Below are 16,571 nucleotides of genomic sequence, written 5' to 3' on the forward strand. Positions count from 1 at the left end.
ATGAGAGAGGGCGCGAAGCGACCGCGAAACCGACTATGCTCACCGGGCCGCCTGCTTCGCGGCCGCCGCCCCTGGAGTTGACCGTGCGCCGCCTTGTGCTTGCCTTGACCGTGGTGGGCCTGACCCTGTCAGCCTGCGCCACCCAGCCGGGACCGGCCATCACCACGCCGGTGAGCTATGGCTGCGCCAAGGCCAAGAGCTTCCAGGCGACGTATCCGGCCAACGGCAGGAAGGCCATTGTCTCGGCCGGCGGCGTGACAAAAGCCCTGCCCCTGGCCCGGTCGGCGTCCGGCGCGCGTTACGCCAAGGGCGCGTTTGAAATCTGGGGCAAGGGCGACAGCGCCCGCCTCTCGGGATTCCCGGGTGGACCGTATGACAATTGCCAGGCCCGCTGAGGGGACCCTCTTGGACAGCTTTCCCGCCTATTTCCCGCTCGCCGGCCGCAAGGTGGTGATCGCCGGCTCCGGCGACGGCGCCGACAACAAGGCGCGCCTGTTCGAAGGCTCGCCGGCCACGCTGGTGCGCATCGACGGCCACGCCGCCTTCCTGCCCGGCTCCTATGCCGGCGCGGTCCTGGCCTTCATTTCCAGCGATGACGAGGTCTTCATCCAGGCCGCGGCCGCCGCCGCCCGCGCTGCGCGGGTTCTGGTCAATGTCGTCGACAAACCCGCCCTGTGCGACTTCAACACTCCGGCGGTGATCGACCGGGGTGAGGTCGTGGCGGCCGTCGGCACCGGCGGTTCGGCTCCCGTGCTGGCCACCATGCTGCGCAACGATATCGAGGCCCAGGTGCCCGAGGGCGCGGGCCGCGTGGCCGCCCTGCTGCGCCGCTTCCAGGACGAGGTCCGCAAGACCCTGCCAGCGCTGCACGAGCGCCGCTCGTTCCTGCGCGACGCCGTGACCGGCGAAGCGGCCCAGGCGGCGATGTCGGGCGATATGGAAGCCGCCGGACGCCTGTTCCGCGAGGCCCTGGCCAAGGGCTCGGCCCGCAAGGGCCGAGTGCGCTTCATCGCCGGCAAGGGGCCCTCCGACCTGCTGACCCTGCGCGCCGTCCGCGCCCTGTCGGCGGCCGATGTGCTGGTGGCAGACCCGGACGCCGATCCTCAGATCATGACCATGGGCCGCCGCGACGTCGAACGACTGTCGCCGAACGAGGCCAGCGCCGAGCACCTGATCCAGCTGGCCCATGAGGGCCGCCAGGTCATTCGCCTGATCACCGGCCCGGTCGAGCCGGCGCTGGTCCAGGCCCTGACGGCGGCCGGCGTCGCCGTCGAGGTCCTGCTATCGGCGCCGGCGGCCTAGACTTCGTCGAGCGGCCGCCCCTTGGTCTCGGGCAGCAGGAACAGGGTCGTCACCACGCTGACCAGGGTGAAGAACACCGGGTACCAGAGGCCCGCATAGATGTTGCCGACCGCCGTGACGATGGCGAAGGCGAAGAACGGCACGAAGCCGCCGACCCAGCCGGTGCCGATGTGATAGGGCAACGACAGGGCGGTGTAGCGCACCCGGGTCGGGAACAGCTCGACCAGACAGGCGGCCAGCGGCCCAAACAGCGCGGTCGCGGCGATCACGAAAACCAGCAGCACGCCAAACATGCCCGGCAGGTTCATCCGTGCGGGGTCGGCCTTGGCCGGATAGCCCGCCTGAGTCAGCGCCGCCTTGATCCTGGCTTCAGTCGCCGCCTTGACCGCCTTGGTCTCGGCTTTCGACAGGCCCAGGGCGCTGGGCGAAGCGACCACGATGTCGCCGACCTTCATCACCGCCGGCGTCCCCGCCGGGGCCTTCTGGTTGTCATAGGAGACACCGGCATTGGCCAGGGCGCTCTTGACGATGTCGCAGGACGAGACGAACGCCGCCTTGCCCACCGGATCGAACTGCAGGGCGCAGTCCTTGGGGTCGGCGATCACCGAAACCGGCGAGCGGGCCGAAGCCTCGGCAAGGGCGGGATTGGCGGCGCGCTCCAGCAGGTGGAAGCCCGGGAAATAGAAGGCCAGGGCTAGGGTCATGCCGGCCAGCATCACCGGCTTCCGGCCGACCTTGTCCGACAGCCAGCCGAAGACGACGTAGAAGATCGCGCTGACCGCCGTGGCGCTCATCATCAGGGCGTTGATGGTGACCGGATCGACCTTCAGGAACTTCTCCATGAAGGTCTGGCTGTAGAAGAAGCTGGTGTACCAGACGGCGCCCTGGGCGCACATCATCGACAGGAAGGCCAGGATCACCAGCTTCATGTTCTTCCACTGGCCGAAGGCTTCGGCATAGGGCGCCTTGGAGGCTTCACCCTCTTCCTTCATCTTGGCGAAGGCCGGGCTTTCCGTGAGCTTCAGGCGCATCCAGACCGAAATGCCCAGCAGGCCGATCGAGACGGCGAACGGAATGCGCCAGCCCCAGGCGTCGAACGCCTCGATGCCGACCACGGCGCGGGTGGCCATGATCACCAGCAGGGCGCCGAACAGGCCGAAGGCCGCCGAGGTCTGCACCCACGAGGTTGACCAGCCGCGCTTGTCGGGCGGCGAGTGCTCGGCGACATAGATCGCGGCGCCGCCGTATTCACCGCCCAGGGCGAAGCCCTGCACGCAGCGCAGGATGATCAGCAGGATCGGCGCGATGATCCCCGCCTGCTCATAGGTCGGCAGGAAGGCGATGGCGAAGGTGGCGCCCCCCATCAGCAGCACGGTGGCCAGGAACGCGCCCTTGCGACCCGCCTGATCGCCGATCTTGCCGAACACCAGCGCGCCCAGCGGCCGGAAGGCGAAGCCGACCCCGAACAGGGCCAGGGCGGCGATATAGCCGGCGGCGTCCGGCAGGCCGGTGAAGAAGGTCTTGGAAATGACCTGGGCCAGACTTCCGAAGATGAAGAAGTCGTACCATTCGAACGCGGTGCCGGCCGACGAAGCCGCCACGACGGTCCGCATCGAGGCGCCGTCTTCCTGGGTCGTCTGGTCGGTCATGCTGTTCCCCCTGGCGCCGTCACGCGCTCTTCGCGGGCAGCTTTAGCGTGGTTCGTTCGTCGGGGAAACTCAGGCGACGGCGGTCTTCGAAATCGGGCCTTCATCGGCCAGGCGCAGGATTTCCGTGACCAGGGCCGTGGGCGAAATCGGCTTGGCGGCGACCCCGTTCATGCCGGCGGCGTGGTAGGTGGCGCGCTGGTGAGCCATGACATTGGCGGTCAGGGCGATGATCGGCGTCAGGCCGGCCGGGCCCGGCAGGGCGCGGATGCGGCGCGCCGCTTCCAGCCCGTCGATCCCGGGCATCTGAACATCCATCAGCACCAGGTCGAAGGCGCCGTCGCGTGTCGCCTCGACGCCGGACACACCGTCGTCAGCCGTGTGAACCAGAGCGCCCAGCTGTTGCAGGATCCGCGAGGCGACCAGCTGGTTGGTCGGGTTGTCCTCGACCAGCAGGATCCGCAGACCCGCGAGGATGTCGGGAGAGGCCTGCGGCGCTGCGGACGGGGCGACCGAGGCCGGCGCGGCGATGGTCAGGGTGAAACGCGATCCGACACCCGGCTGCGACTGGAAGACGACCTCGCCGCCCAGCATCTGGGCCAGCCGGCGGGTGATCGCCAGGCCAAGGCCCGACCCGCCAAAGCGCCGGGTGGTGCTGGCGTCGCCCTGCTCGAACCGCTCGAACAACCGCGCCTGGACCTCGGTGGGAACGCCCACGCCGGTATCGATGACATCGAAGGCCATCTGCGGTCCGGAGGACGTCTCGACACGCCGCGCCCGCACCGTGACCGAGCCCTGCACGGTGAACTTCACGGCGTTGCCGATCAGGTTGAACAGGGCCTGGCGCAGGCGGGTCGGGTCGGTGCTGATCCAGCCCAGGTCCGGCGCGTCGATCTCAAGGGTCAGGCCCTTGTGCTGGGCCTGGCCCGCCATCAGCCGGCCGACGCCGTTCAGCAGCTCGCGGGGATCGACCGGTTCATGGTGGATCTCCAGCCTGCCGGCCTCGATGCGCGAGATGTCGATCACATCGTCCAGCAGGGTCGACAGCATCTGACCGCAGGCCAGGGCTTCGGCCAGCAGTTCGGAGGCGTCGCCCGGCAGGCTCTGGCCCCTGAGCAGATGCATGACGCCCAGCACGCCGTTCATCGGCGTGCGGATTTCGTGGCTCATATTGGCCAGGAACTGGGCCTTGGCCTCAGTGGCCGCCTGAGCCTCGCGCTCGGCCGCGACCAGGGCCAGCTCGGCCTGTTTGCGCTCGTCGATGTCGAGGATCAGGCCGAACGCCTTGCGGACGCGCCCGGTCGCATCGCGGCGCACCTCGTGGAAAATCCGCATCCAGCGGGCTTGGCCGTCGACACCCAGGATCCGGGCGTCGAACACCTGCGGGCCGCCCTGACGCCAGACATGAGCCGAGGCCTTGAGCGGTTCGCGATCCTCGGGATGCAGCATGGGCCAGACGGCCGCGTGGACGTCCTCATAGACGATCCGCCGTCCCATGATGCGGTGGAACTCGGGCGATCCCCAGAAGGCCTTGCTGACATGGTCGATCTCGTAGACCCCGGCGCGCGCCGCGCCCAGGGCCATGCGCAGCCGGCGGGCATTGACCTGCGCCTCGCGTCGGGCGTCGGCCAGGGCGGTGACGTCGTCCATATAGGTGATGACGCCGACGATCTCGCCGGTAGCGTCGCGCCAGGGACGGGCCTCCCATCGCAGGGTGTGTTCAAGGCCCTCGGCGTCGCGAAGCCGATCCTCACGGCGGATGACGATCTCGCCGGACAGGGCGCGGGTCACCGCCGAGACAAAGCGGCGCCGGCCGCCATTGGTCAGTTCCTGCAACGACTTGCCGATCACATCGGCTTCGGTCGACTTGAACAGGTCGAGGAAACGGGGGCTGGCGAGGCGGAGCCGCAGGTCGAGGTCGTAGACGGCCACCGCGAAGGGCGCTTCCTCGACCAGCTGCCGGGCGCGGCGTTCGCCCCACAGGGCGGCGTCACGGCTGCGCACCACGTCGGTGACGTTCTGGGAAATGCCCTTCAGCGTGAACAGGCCGCCGTCCAGGGACTCGGCGCGGAAGGTCGAGCGCAGGGTGAACCACTGGCCGTCGCGACCGCGCAGACGAAACTCCGCGGCGCCAGGCTCGCCCGTTCTGACGGCCTGGTGGAAGGTTTCCAGCACCGACTGCCGCTGATCGTCGGCCAGCCGGGCCAGGAAGGCCGCGGGACAGTCCAGGTCGCTCGGCGACAGGCCCGTGGCGGTCAGGGCGTCGGGCGTCCAGTCGATATGCTCGGTCACCGGATCATAGGTCCAGAGGCCGATTCCAGCCGCCTCGACCAGGATCTCACGGGTGCGGGTGGCGGCCACCTCGACCGAGACGTCATGCAGGGTGCCGACCATTTCACCGCCGGGGCCCAGATGCGAGCGCCCCTCGAGCCAGACCGTCCGGCCATCCTTGCGCAGCACCCGCAGGCGGTTGACGGTGAAGCCGGACTCACGAAGGCGCCGGCCGGTGTCGATCAGTTCGGGGTGACTTTCGGCGTGCACGAACTTGATGCAGGCCCGACCGACCAGGTCCTCCGGCGACCAGCCCGTCAGGGTCTGCCAGGCCGGGTTGACCACCGAGAACCGGCCGTCCGGGGTGATGACGGCGAACAGGTCCTTGGCATTAGCGAAGAACCAGCGGGCCGCTTCCGCCTCACCGAACGGTGAGGGCGCGAGCAGGGTCGCGTCGGAAGACGGGGAAGGCGGCATCGGGGCTCCGGCAGATCGCGCGAGGGATCGTGGGGGCCATTGGTAAACGGAGTGTTGCCTTCACACCCCCGTTCGACGAGCGCGCTCGGCGAGCTTCAGACCTCCGCCCACTGACGCAGCAGGTTGTGATAGGTTCCGGTCAGGGCCAGGATCGACGGATCGGCCGCGCCCACGGTCTGGCTCAGGCGCTGGATGGCGACGTCCATGTCCAGCAGCAGAGCCCGGCGGGCATCCTCGCGCACCAGGCTCTGGATCCAGAAGAAGCTGGCCGTCCGAACCCCGCGGGTCACCGGCGTCACATGGTGCAGGCTGGAGGCCGGATAGAGGATCAGGTCGCCGGCGCCCAGCTTCACCGAATGGCTGCCATACAGGTCGTCGACCACCAGCTCGCCGCCGTCATAGTCATCGGGTTCCGACAGGAACAGCGTCGCCGACAGGTCGGTGCGCAGGGTCTGGCCGGTGACCGGATCGCGGCGCACCGCATTGTCGATATGGTCGCCAAAGCCCATGCCCTGGCCATAGCGGTTGAACATCGGCGACAGGATGGTCTGCGGCAGGGCGGCCGAGACGAACAGCGGATTGCGCTCCAGCGCCGCCAGGATGACGGCCCCCACCGCCTTTGCCGCCTCGCCGGTCTGGGGCAGCTGCTGGTTCTGCTTGGCCAGGGCCGCCTGAAAGCCCGAGGTGATGTTGCCGTCCGCCCAGGGCGCGGCGTCCATGATCGCCCGGCACTGCGCGACCTGGGCTTTGGTCAGGACCTCGGGGATCTGCAGCATCATGAGGGGGAAAGCCGGGGCCCTGAGAAGAGAGCGCCCCGTCCGGCGAAGGGCCGGCCGGACGGGGCGAACGTCAAGTCGAGAGGGGAGTCTCAGTACTTGACGTTGACGGTGAGCATGGCCTGACGGGCCGGCGCCGGATCGGCGTGGTGGACGCCGTTGGTGCGCAGGATGAAACGCTTGTCCGTCAGGTTCTGGACATTGAGCTGCAGGTCGATGCGATCGTTCATCGCCCACGAGGCGAAGGCGTCATAGCGGGTATAGGCCGGGGCATAGACCTTGTTGGCGCCGCCGCCGGCCCCGCCCTGGTTGCCGCCGAAGCTGTCGGACACATAGTAGGCGCCGCCGCCCAGCGCGATCTTGCGGGTCACGCGATAGGTCGAGAACAGGCTGAAGCTATGCTCGGGCGTATTGGCCAGCGGATCGCCCTGGTTGACGCCGGTATAGGCCCCGCGCACCAGCTCGCTATCCATGTAGGTATAGCCGCCAAACACCTGCCACTTGGGGGTGACATTGCCCGAGACGCCCAGCTCGACGCCCTGGACCATGGCTTCGCCGACCTGCTGATAGACACCGGCCGAGACCTGGATCTGGGCGTTCTTGCGCTCGGTGCGGAACAGGGCCCCCGACACGGCCAGGCGGTCGTCGAACAGGTTCCACTTGGCGCCGATCTCGCTGCTGATCGTGTCTTCCGGGTCCAGCAGGGTGGTCGACAGATTGCCCGTGCCGATGCCGCCGGCCGTGTTCTGGTCGCCGCCGGCGATGGTCGGCGGGGTCGAGGAGGTGGCGTAGGAGGCATAGAGGCTGGAGGCGGCGGTCGGCTTGAACACCAAGCCGACCTGATAGTTGAAGAAGTCCCACTCGGCTTCCGGCACGCTGGTGAACACCGCGCTGGTGATCACGCCGCTGGCGCTGGTCACGGTCACGTTCGTGCCACGGGTGTTGTAGACGTCGTAACGGCCGCCCAGGTTCACCTGCAGCTTGTCGCTGAGCTTGATGGTGTCAAAGCCGTAGAGGGCAGAGGTCTTGGTCACCGAACGGGCGGCCGGGGCGCGGGTGATGATCCCCGTCCAGCTGTCGTTCGGGTTGGGCGCATAGAGACGGGTGCAGTCGCCGACGCCGGCCGTGGTGACATTGCCCGTAAAGCCGGTCGGGCAGGCCGAGCCGGCCGTGCCATAGATCACGTAGCTGGCGTTTTCATTGACCTCGCGGGCCAGCTCAACGCCGATATTGAAGCGGTTCTCCAGCGCTCCGACATCGAACTTGCCGCTGAAATCGGTGACCGCCGCGATCGTGGTGGTCGGGTTCCAGCGCGACTTGGTGCCGCGCTTCATCCACCATTCGCCGGCCACGAACTGGGCCACGCCGCCGTCGCCGGGGTTGGTGACGACATAGTCATTGACCGACTTCGAATAACGAACCGCCTGGCGGACCGCGAAATCGTCATTGATCTGGTGGTTGAAGATCAGGGTGGCGATGTCGGCCCGGGTCTTCAGGAAGTCGCGCGACAGGCCGTAATAGGCGCTGCGTGACACGTCGGCGATGCCGCTCGCCGGACGAACCCGGCCATCTGTGGCCGTCGGCGCCCAGGTGCGCTTGGAGGCCAGCGGAATGCCGTAGTCGGGGTCCTGCTCGCTATCGAGATGATAGTAGCTGGCCGTCACCTGGGTGTCCGTGCCGATGCCGAAGGCCAGGGACGGCGCGACGCCCCAGCGCTTGAAGTCAATGCTGTCGCGGCCCGGCGTGTCGCCCTGGGTGTACATCAGGTTCAGGCGGAAGGCGGCGGTCTCGCCAAAGGCGTAGTTGGCGTCGGCCGTGCCGCGCACATAGGCGTCGGTGCCGCCGGCGATCGAACCGCGCGCGAAGCTGGTCGGCTTGGGCGACTTGGAGCCCAGATTGATGCTGCCGCCGCCCGAGCCCCGGCCGCTATAGACCGAGTCCGGACCCTTGATGACCTCCACCTGTTCCAGGTTGAAGACCTCGCGGGTCTGGCCGCCGCTGTCGCGGATGCCGTCGACGAAGACGTTGTTGCCCGAGGCCTGGCCCCGGATGAACGGCCGGTCGGCCAGGGGCTGACCGCCCTCGCCCGCGCCGAAGGTGATGCCCGGCGAGGTGCGCAGGATGTCCTGCAGCGAGGTGGCGGCAGTCTGCTCGATGATCTTGTTGGAGATCACCGTGATCGAGCGCGGCGTGTCGACCAGCGGGGCGGTGTACTTGCCCGACTGGACATCGGTGGCCCGCTTGCCGTCGACCTTGACGCCGGTGACTTCAGTGGCGTCGGCGGTCGTGGCGGTGGCCGTGGCGATCGCCGCATCGACCTCGGCTGCATGGGCCAGGCCCGCGCCGAGGGTCAGGCCGGCGACGCCGGCGACGGCGGCTGCGCTCAGGGCGCGGCGTTGACGGCCGACGATGCCGCCGAGGGTTGGGCTGCGGGTGTTCGCGTTACGCATAATAAGATCCTGTCCCCAGCGGGGCGACGATCCCTCGCGCCCCTCCTGATATTGCGAGGCGTTCTTAGCGCTGCGGCCGAGGGGGCGCAATGATAATCATTCTCAAAAATGACGTAATGGCCAGGGCGCGCGGTTTCGCGACCTCGCGCGTTCGCTGCGAGTTGGTGGAAAGGGTCGCGGAGCATCCGGACCACGTCCGGAGGAAAATAGAATAACCGTTTCGACGAAGCCGTCCGCTCCGCGTGGTCGTTATCCATCAGCGTCCCAGCGGGTGGCCCAGTTGGGGCCTTACCGGAACCCGGAAGCCTCGGTTTCCCGAAGTCCCGGAGGTCGGGGGGCGTGGGGCCAATCCTGACCAACACTCGCCTTGATCCCCATCCACGCCGACGGCGGGCGGGTCCTGCAACGCCAGGATCCCCGGACCGGTCGAGTATCCCCCTCGACCCCAGTCCCGCTCGATCACCCCCCGCCGCCGCAATGGTCGCTGGCCTTGCGCCCTTTCCTCGCGACGAGGTGGGAGCAGAATACGGGAGGTTTGAGCGCGTCTGACAGGCGCGCTCAGTTTATATGCAGGGTGTTGATTTTATTGCGTTCTCGCAGCGATAGCTCGAGGATGGCGCGCAGCTTATCCCCGCACTTGCCCCCTACGGGTCGCTACGCGACCGTCTTCCCCCGGAGGGGGAAGATGAAGGGCGCGATCTCATCTTCCCCCTGAAAGGGGGAGGACGACCTGCGAAGCAGGTCAGGAGGGGGCCTGCGGCGCTGGCCATTGCACCCAATCCCCGGCGTCGCTGGACGAAACACGGTGTGGCTTGCGCCGTGCCCGCGGCCGGCCACCCGCATGGCGACCGAGGCGCGGCGGTCGGCGCTACAGCCACCACCACCCACCACCCACCACCGTCATTCCCGCCCTTGTGGCGGGAACCCCTGGTTCAACTGACACGTGAAGCGCCAGCGAAGTGCGCGCGCACTTCGCCCCTACCGCCCCTGCGGCGGATAGAGGGGTTCCCGCCACAAGGGCGGGAATGACGAAAAAAAGGGGGGAGATGATCGCGTTAGCCCCTCCGCCCCTCGCGGGCAGAGCCACCCTTACATCTCACGGCGAGACGATCGCCGAGGCGTACAGGTCTCTCAAGGACGACGCTCTCGCGTCGCCGCGGAGCGGCGGCCCGCAGGGCCGTCCTTGACAGACCTGTACGCCTCGGCACGCTGTAGCCTCCAAGAGATTTAAGGATCGCACCGACCCTGGAGGTCGGCGGGCGAGCTAAGCGGTTCCACAAACTCGGCGGCGTAATGTCGGAGAGGCAAGTAGGAATAGTATGACGCTGGTCTACGGTCTTTGCCGTGGTGGTGAAGGTGTACTTGTCGCAGACACCGCAACCTCCATCCCGCTGCTAGGGCAGTCGCAGCACCCTTTTCGAGAGCCCACACTGAAAATACTGGCGATCGGGGATGCTGTAGTTGGATATGCGGGAAACACCGCATACTTGCCTGGTCTCCTGAGCCGGCGGTCAGATGACTTTCAGACAATTGTAAGCGCCGCATTGGAGTGCCACGAAATTTCTGGACGATCGATAGACTTCATTGTCGCTCGTCAAGATGGACAGGAAATGATCACGATCCGAGAGGGTCGACGTATAAATTGCGAACGATGTTACATCGGTTCGCCCACAGCGTTTAACGCATTAAGGCAGCAACTACCGCAGGCTACACCTGCATCTATCGAGGATGAAGTGGCTTCGGCCAGGATGGCATTTTCTCGAATTCTACAGGATCCATCAGATGGCGTTGCAGGATTTATGGTCTCTTGCACATTGGGGGGCCATCAACTCGGCTATGCGAGTTCGCTCTCCAACATCATTGGGGATTTCGACTATTTGCCTGTCAAAGATGACGGCTGGCGAACCGTCCCCCTAGTAGACAGGCACGGGGGCCAGTTCACAGTCATATTCACCGGTCTCGGATACGACGGCATTTGCATCGGTCTTCCGCAGCCGGGTGTGGGCTATCTCTTTATTGGCAGCGAGCCAGAACCCATCTTGAAGCTCTCCCGCCCTACGGTGAGTTATCGTGATCTAAGCGGTTACGACCTTGCAAAACTCGCTGATGCCCTCGACGCGCAAGCAATCCAAGTGGGCATTCCTGATAGCATTGACGTTGCCTGGGAAATCGCCGTCGTGCTTCGCGAAGAACTAGAAAAGCGCCGATAGCTTTGATCTAGCCGCAAGAGCCCTCGTGCAACGTTGGTCCGATCTCGAGCTTTAGCGCACGGCGGTCATTGTCAGTTAGGCCCTCAAAAGCCGCCCACACCCCCCAAACGCAAAACGGGCGGCCCCTCTCGGAGCCGCCCGCTGCATTCCGTCCGGAAGGACTGGACTGAAAAGGCTTACGCCTCTTCGGCCGCCGCTTCCTTCTTGGACAGGTCTTCGCCAGTTTCCTGGTCGACGACCTTCATCGACAGCTTGGTCTTGCCGCGATCGTCGAAGCCGAGAAGCTTTACTTTGACGATCTGGCCTTCCTTCAGCACGTCCGACGGCTTGGCGACGCGTTCGTTGCTGATCTGGCTGACGTGGACGAGGCCGTCCTTGGCGCCGAAGAAGTTCACGAAGGCGCCGAAATCGACGACCTTGACGACCTTGCCGTCATAGATCGCGCCGACTTCAGCTTCTTGCGTGATCGACTTGATCCAGTCGATGGCGGCCTTGATCTTGGCGCCGTCCGAGGCCGAAACCTTGACCGTGCCTTCGTCGTTGATGTCGACCTTGGCGCCGGTGGTGGCGACGATCTCGCGGATCACCTTGCCGCCGGTGCCGATCACTTCCCGGATCTTGTCGGTCGGGATGGTGATGGTTTCGATCTTCGGCGCGTAGTCGCCGACTTCTTCGCGCGGCGCATCCATCGCCTTGTTCATCTCGCCGAGGATGTGCTCGCGACCGCCCTTAGCCTGGGCCAGCGCTTGCTTCATGATCTCTTCGGTGATGCCGGCGATCTTGATGTCCATCTGCAGCGAGGTGAGACCCTCGCTGGTGCCGGCCACCTTGAAGTCCATGTCGCCCAGGTGATCTTCGTCGCCCAGGATGTCGGACAGAACGGCGAAGCCGTCGCTTTCGAGGATCAGGCCCATGGCGATGCCCGAGACCGGACGGATCAGCGGAACGCCCGCGTCCATCATGGCCAGGGAGGCGCCGCAGACCGTGGCCATCGAGGACGAGCCGTTCGACTCGGTGATCTCGGAGACCAGGCGGATGGTGTAGGGGAAGTCTTCCTTGGCCGGCAGCATCGGGCGCAGGGCGCGCCAGGCCAGCTTGCCGTGGCCGATTTCGCGGCGGCCGGGGCTGCCCATCCGACCGGTCTCACCGACCGAGAAGGGAGGGAAGTTATAGTGCAGCAGGAAGGCTTCCTTGTAGGTGCCTTCCAGGGCGTCGATGAACTGCTCGTCATCGCCGGTGCCCAGGGTGGCGACCACGATGGCTTGCGTCTCGCCGCGCGTGAACAGGGCCGAGCCGTGGGTGCGCGGCAGGATGCCGACTTCACCCAGGATCGGACGCACGGTGTCGACGGTGCGGCCGTCGATGCGGATGCCGGTGTCGAGGATGGAGCGACGAACGATGTCGGCTTCCAGTTCCTTGAACACCGAGATCAGCTTCAGCGGATCGATGCCGGCCGGGTTGGTGTCGCTCTTGGCGAAGGTCTCGACGGCCTTGGACTTGGCGGCGGCGAGAGCCGCGACGCGGTCGCCCTTGGCGCGGATGGTGTAGGCGTCGGCCAGATCGGCGCCGACGGCCTTCTTCACTTCGGCCTTGAGGGCGTCGGTGTCTTCCGGCTTGAAGTCGAAGGGCTCCTTGGCGGCGTGTTCGGCCAGTTCGATGATGCCGTTGATCACGGCCTGCATCGACTTGTGGGCGAAGCTGACGCCGCCCAGGACGATCTCTTCCGAGAGCTCCTGGATTTCGGATTCAACCATCATCACGGCTTCGGCGGTGCCGGCCACGACCAGGTCCATCTTGCTTTCCTTCAGCTCGTCGAGCGTCGGGTTCAGCACGTATTCGCCGTTGACGTAGCCCACGCGGCAGCCGCCGATGGGGCCCATGAACGGGGCGCCGGAGATCACCAGGGCGGCCGAGGCGGCGACCATGGCGACGATGTCGGGATCGTTCTCGAGGTCATGCTGCAGCACGGTGCAGACGACCTGGACTTCGTTCTTGAAGCCCTTGACGAACAGCGGGCGGATCGGACGGTCGATCAGGCGGGAAACCAGGGTTTCCTTTTCGCTGGGCCGACCTTCGCGCTTGAAGAAGCCGCCCGGGATCTTGCCGGCGGCGTAGGTCTTCTCGATGTAGTTGACGGTCAGGGGGAAGAAGTCCTGGCCGGGCTTGGCTTTCTTGGCGAACACGGCAGTGGCCAGGACGACGGTTTCGCCCATGGTGGCCAGAACGGCGCCGTCAGCCTGACGGGCGATGCGACCGGTTTCGAGGACCAGCGTCTTGCCGCCCCACTCGATCGTCTTGCGCATGATTTCGAACATTTTTTGCTTCTTTCGGTTCCGAAGGACCCATTTCCTTCAGGACGGACAGGGGCGGGCGGCCGAAGGGCGGTCCCGAGTATTCCTCATCCAGTTCGACAGGCGTCCGGAGATCGTGATCTCCGGCTTACATGTTCGGAGCCGCATGAGGCGGTTCCGCAGCAACCCTGGTTTCGGCCTGTCTTGAAACCAAGGCCCATAAAAGCGTTCGGCCGCCCTGCCGAAGCAGGGCGGCCGACTGCGCCAAACTAGCGGCGCAGACCCAGCTTTTCGATGAGGACCGTATAACGGCCCAGATCGGACTTCTTCAGGTGGTCGAGGAGGCTGCGACGCTGGGAAACCATCATCAACAGACCACGACGGCTGTGGTTGTCCTTCTTGTGGGTCTTGAAGTGCTCGGTCAGGTTGGCGATGCGCTCGGAGAGGATCGCGACCTGGACTTCGGCGCTGCCGGTGTCACCCTCAGTGCGGGCGTGTTCGGCGATAAGAGCGGTCTTGCGCTCGGCAGTGATCGACATCGGTGTGTCTCCGCTCAGGTGAGTTGGAAGACCCGCACCGGATTGAGCCGTCCGGCGCGCATCTCGCACAAGGCCACCAGTCTCTCTCCCACCATGGCCGAAACGGTTCGATCGCCGGGCGTGAGCTCGGCTTTCAGCGTTTCAACCTGCCTTGGGAGCAGAACAATGGCGCGTCCTTGCGCAAGCCGGAAGGCGTCTTCATCGGTCACGGCCAGCGCCGGGATGTCGTCCAGCGCGGTCTCGACCGGAAGCAATGCCTCCGACAGGCGGGCCTCATAGCTCAAATTCTCGAGAATTTCCAGCGATATCGCCGTCGCCTCGGTGAACTGGCCGACCCGCGTCCGGCGAAGCTGGTCAACGTGACCGCAGGTTCCCAGCCGAGCGGCCAGATCGCGGACCACGGCGCGCACATAGGTGCCCTTGCCGCACTCCATCTCCAGCACGATGTGGTCGACATCCGGGGCCTCCAGCACGCGCAGCGCGTGGATGTTGACCTTGCGCGTCGCCAGCTCGAACTCGACCCCGTCGCGGGCCAGGTCATAGGCGCGCTCACCATCGACCTTGATGGCCGAATAGTTGGGCGGGATCTGGTCGACCTCGCCGACGAACTCGGCCAGCACGGCCTCGACCTCGTCGCGGGTCGGACGCACTTCGCTCGTGCCCGTGGTCTCGCCCTCGCGGTCCAGGGTGGTGGTGTTGCGACCCCACTGGATGGTGAAGCGATAGGCCTTGTCGGCGTCGACCAGGAACGGAACGGTCTTGGTGGCTTCGCCCAGGGCGATGGGCAGGATGCCGGTGGCCAGCGGGTCCAGCGTGCCGGCATGGCCGCCCTTCTGGGCGTTGAAGGCGCGGCGGACGCGGCTGACGGCGCTGGTCGAGGTCAGGTCATAGGGCTTGTCCAGGCACAGCCAGCCCGAGACGGGATCGCCCTTCTTGCGGCGGGCCACGCTCAGTCGTCCTCGTCCTCGACCACATCGGACAGGCGGCGCAGGTCCTGCTGGACCACCGGATTGTCGAACAGCCGGTTCATATAGGCGGCCGAGTTGAAGCTCTCGTCGTGGATGAACTTCAGGTCGGGCGTGAACTTCATGTCGATGGTCTTGCCCAGCCGGCCGCGCAGGAACTTGGCCACGCGGTTGAGGCCGGCGACCACCACCTCGGGGCTGCCCAGCTCGACGGCGATCCGCGACGGCGACGAGGCCTCGCGGTCGATCTTGGGAGCAATGCCAGCGCCCAGGGGCTCGACGAAACAGACGGCGTGGCGCAGGTCCGGGGTCAGCCGCACCTCCGTCACCGTCACCGAGACATTGATCAGGGCCGGGTCCTGCAGGTCTTCATGGCGCAGGATATCGACCAGGGCGTGGCGGATCAGCTCGCCGGCGCGCAGCTGGCGCTGCGACGGGCCCGTGGAGGCCGGCTTGGGAGTCTTGTCGGTATGGCGCTTCATGGCGCGATGTCCTTACAGCCCGGCCGGCGGATCGAACACCGGAGCGCGGGGGGAAAATCAAGGCGCGGTGTCTAGGCGCGTGGGGGCGATAAGTCCAGTGTTGGGCTTTCCTGGCGTAAGCGGCCCCCACCACCACCCGCTCTCCCCGGCGAAGGCCGGGGCCCAGATTCAGCCTGAGCGTCTGGGGATGATGCGCCCTCTGACCATGTCCAGATCGAAACCTTCAGGGGTTCGATCTGGGCCCCGGCCTTCGCCGGGGAGAGCGGACTATAGACGGACCTACGCCGCCGTCCGCGCCTTGAAGAAGGCGATCACCTTGTCGCGTGTCTGCATGGTCGGGCCCAGCGGATCGGCGCGGTTCAGGTGCAGGGTCAGCACCGAATGGGGGGCCATGGCCGCATTGGGGGCCGCGTCGGCGTCGGCCAGCTCCACCGTCTCGACCCGGTCGCCGAACTCGCGCCTCAGGGTCTCGAAGCGTTCATCGGGCACCAGCTTGTCGGACGAGAACCGCAGGGCCAGCAACGACAGATCCTCGGTCTCAAAGCGGGTGCGGGCGCAGGCGATCTCGACGGCCGAGCAGCCCAGCGAGCCCGCACCCTTTTTGCCGAACGGCAATGAGGGCTGCGACATCACCGGCGCCACCACCGACGGCTCGGTCATCATCGCCAGGGCGAAACCGCCGGTGAAGCACATGCCCACCGCCCCGACGCCCTTGCCGCCGCACTCCTTGTGGGCCTGACGCGCCAGCGCCCGCAGCCAGTCGACGATCGGGCTCGAGCGATCGGTGGCCCAGGCATTGAACTCGCGACGCACACACAGGGTCTTGGCGATCTCGCCCAGGGCATAGCCGATGCTGACGGTCTTGGCGGGCTTGCCGAACAGGCTGGGGCAGAAGACCGTCATGCCGGCCGCGGCCACGTCGCGGGCGAAGGCCAGGACGCCGGGGTGCAGGCCGGGCATTTCATGGATGACGATAACGGCCGGGCCGGTCCCGATCCTGTAGACCTCGCGGGTCCACTGGCCGTCATCGAATTCGAAACGCGTAAAGCCGTCCAGCGCGCTGGTCATCGTGTCCCACCCCCCTTTGTCGTTGGGCGTGAGCTTGGCCGACATCCTTCTCGTTGTCATCCCGGCCAAGCGCGAAGCGCGCCGAGCCGGGACC

Annotated in this window: 12 protein-coding genes and 1 pseudogene; 3 read left to right on the forward strand and 10 right to left on the reverse strand. The window is 66.4% G+C overall.

Annotation, left to right across the window (positions count from 1 at the left end; translation table 11 throughout):
• Positions 1-83 precede the first annotated feature (83 nt).
• Positions 84-395 carry an MliC family protein gene (locus ACN2C7_RS00370; RefSeq protein WP_419319226.1) on the forward strand — a complete coding sequence of 104 codons (312 nt, stop codon included), beginning with the start codon at positions 84-86 and terminating at the stop codon, positions 393-395.
• Positions 396-405: 10 nt separating this feature from the next.
• A complete protein-coding gene (locus ACN2C7_RS00375; RefSeq protein ID WP_419319227.1) occupies positions 406-1,302 on the forward strand; it encodes an NAD(P)-dependent oxidoreductase in 897 nt (298 codons plus the stop codon).
• On the opposite strand, the gene ACN2C7_RS00380 is transcribed toward ACN2C7_RS00375, so the two are convergent.
• The 5 genes and pseudogenes from ACN2C7_RS00380 to ACN2C7_RS00400 form a co-directional block, all read right to left on the reverse strand.
• Complete coding sequence (locus ACN2C7_RS00380) at positions 1,299-2,951, reverse strand: MFS transporter (RefSeq protein ID WP_419319228.1); 1,653 nt, start codon at positions 2,949-2,951, stop codon at positions 1,299-1,301. The genes ACN2C7_RS00375 and ACN2C7_RS00380 overlap by 4 nt on opposite strands.
• A gap of 69 nt (positions 2,952-3,020) precedes the next feature.
• On the reverse strand, positions 3,021-5,696 hold the full coding sequence (locus ACN2C7_RS00385; RefSeq protein ID WP_419319229.1) for a PAS domain S-box protein: 2,676 nt from the start codon (positions 5,694-5,696) through the stop codon (positions 3,021-3,023).
• Positions 5,697-5,791: 95 nt separating this feature from the next.
• Entirely contained in the window at positions 5,792-6,475 is a 684-nt protein-coding gene (locus ACN2C7_RS00390; RefSeq protein WP_419319230.1) for a Fe2+-dependent dioxygenase, read from the reverse strand.
• A gap of 89 nt (positions 6,476-6,564) precedes the next feature.
• Entirely contained in the window at positions 6,565-8,922 is a 2,358-nt protein-coding gene (locus tag ACN2C7_RS00395) for a TonB-dependent receptor (protein WP_419319231.1), read from the reverse strand.
• A 900-nt stretch (positions 8,923-9,822) separates the two neighbouring features.
• Positions 9,823-9,965 (reverse strand): annotated as a pseudogene (locus ACN2C7_RS00400) (hypothetical protein); the annotation flags it as partial.
• 276 nt (positions 9,966-10,241) lie between these two features.
• On the opposite strand from ACN2C7_RS00400, the gene ACN2C7_RS00405 reads away from it, so the two are divergent.
• Positions 10,242-11,132: a hypothetical protein gene (locus tag ACN2C7_RS00405; RefSeq protein ID WP_419319232.1), complete on the forward strand. Its 891-nt coding sequence runs from the start codon at positions 10,242-10,244 to the stop codon at positions 11,130-11,132.
• Positions 11,133-11,308: 176 nt separating this feature from the next.
• Here ACN2C7_RS00405 and pnp read toward each other — a convergent pair whose 3' ends face one another.
• The 5 genes from pnp to ACN2C7_RS00430 form a co-directional block, all read right to left on the reverse strand.
• Positions 11,309-13,447, reverse strand: coding sequence for a polyribonucleotide nucleotidyltransferase (gene pnp, locus ACN2C7_RS00410; RefSeq protein WP_419319233.1), 2,139 nt, complete (start codon positions 13,445-13,447; stop codon positions 11,309-11,311).
• A 245-nt stretch (positions 13,448-13,692) separates the two neighbouring features.
• Positions 13,693-13,962 (reverse strand): 30S ribosomal protein S15, encoded by a 270-nt coding sequence (gene rpsO / locus ACN2C7_RS00415; protein ID WP_056437057.1) that lies wholly within the window; start codon positions 13,960-13,962, stop codon positions 13,693-13,695.
• 14 nt (positions 13,963-13,976) lie between these two features.
• Positions 13,977-14,909, reverse strand: a complete 933-nt coding sequence (gene truB, locus ACN2C7_RS00420; RefSeq protein ID WP_419319234.1) for a tRNA pseudouridine(55) synthase TruB — start codon at positions 14,907-14,909, stop codon at positions 13,977-13,979.
• A 2-nt stretch (positions 14,910-14,911) separates the two neighbouring features.
• Complete coding sequence (gene rbfA / locus ACN2C7_RS00425; protein ID WP_419319235.1) at positions 14,912-15,409, reverse strand: 30S ribosome-binding factor RbfA; 498 nt, start codon at positions 15,407-15,409, stop codon at positions 14,912-14,914.
• A gap of 279 nt (positions 15,410-15,688) precedes the next feature.
• Positions 15,689-16,477, reverse strand: a complete 789-nt coding sequence (locus ACN2C7_RS00430; protein ID WP_419321509.1) for a dienelactone hydrolase family protein — start codon at positions 16,475-16,477, stop codon at positions 15,689-15,691.
• Between the last annotated feature and the right edge of the window lie 94 nt (positions 16,478-16,571).

The sequence above is a fragment of the Caulobacter sp. ErkDOM-E genome, from assembly GCF_048541895.1.
In the GTDB taxonomy this organism is placed as follows: domain Bacteria; phylum Pseudomonadota; class Alphaproteobacteria; order Caulobacterales; family Caulobacteraceae; genus Caulobacter.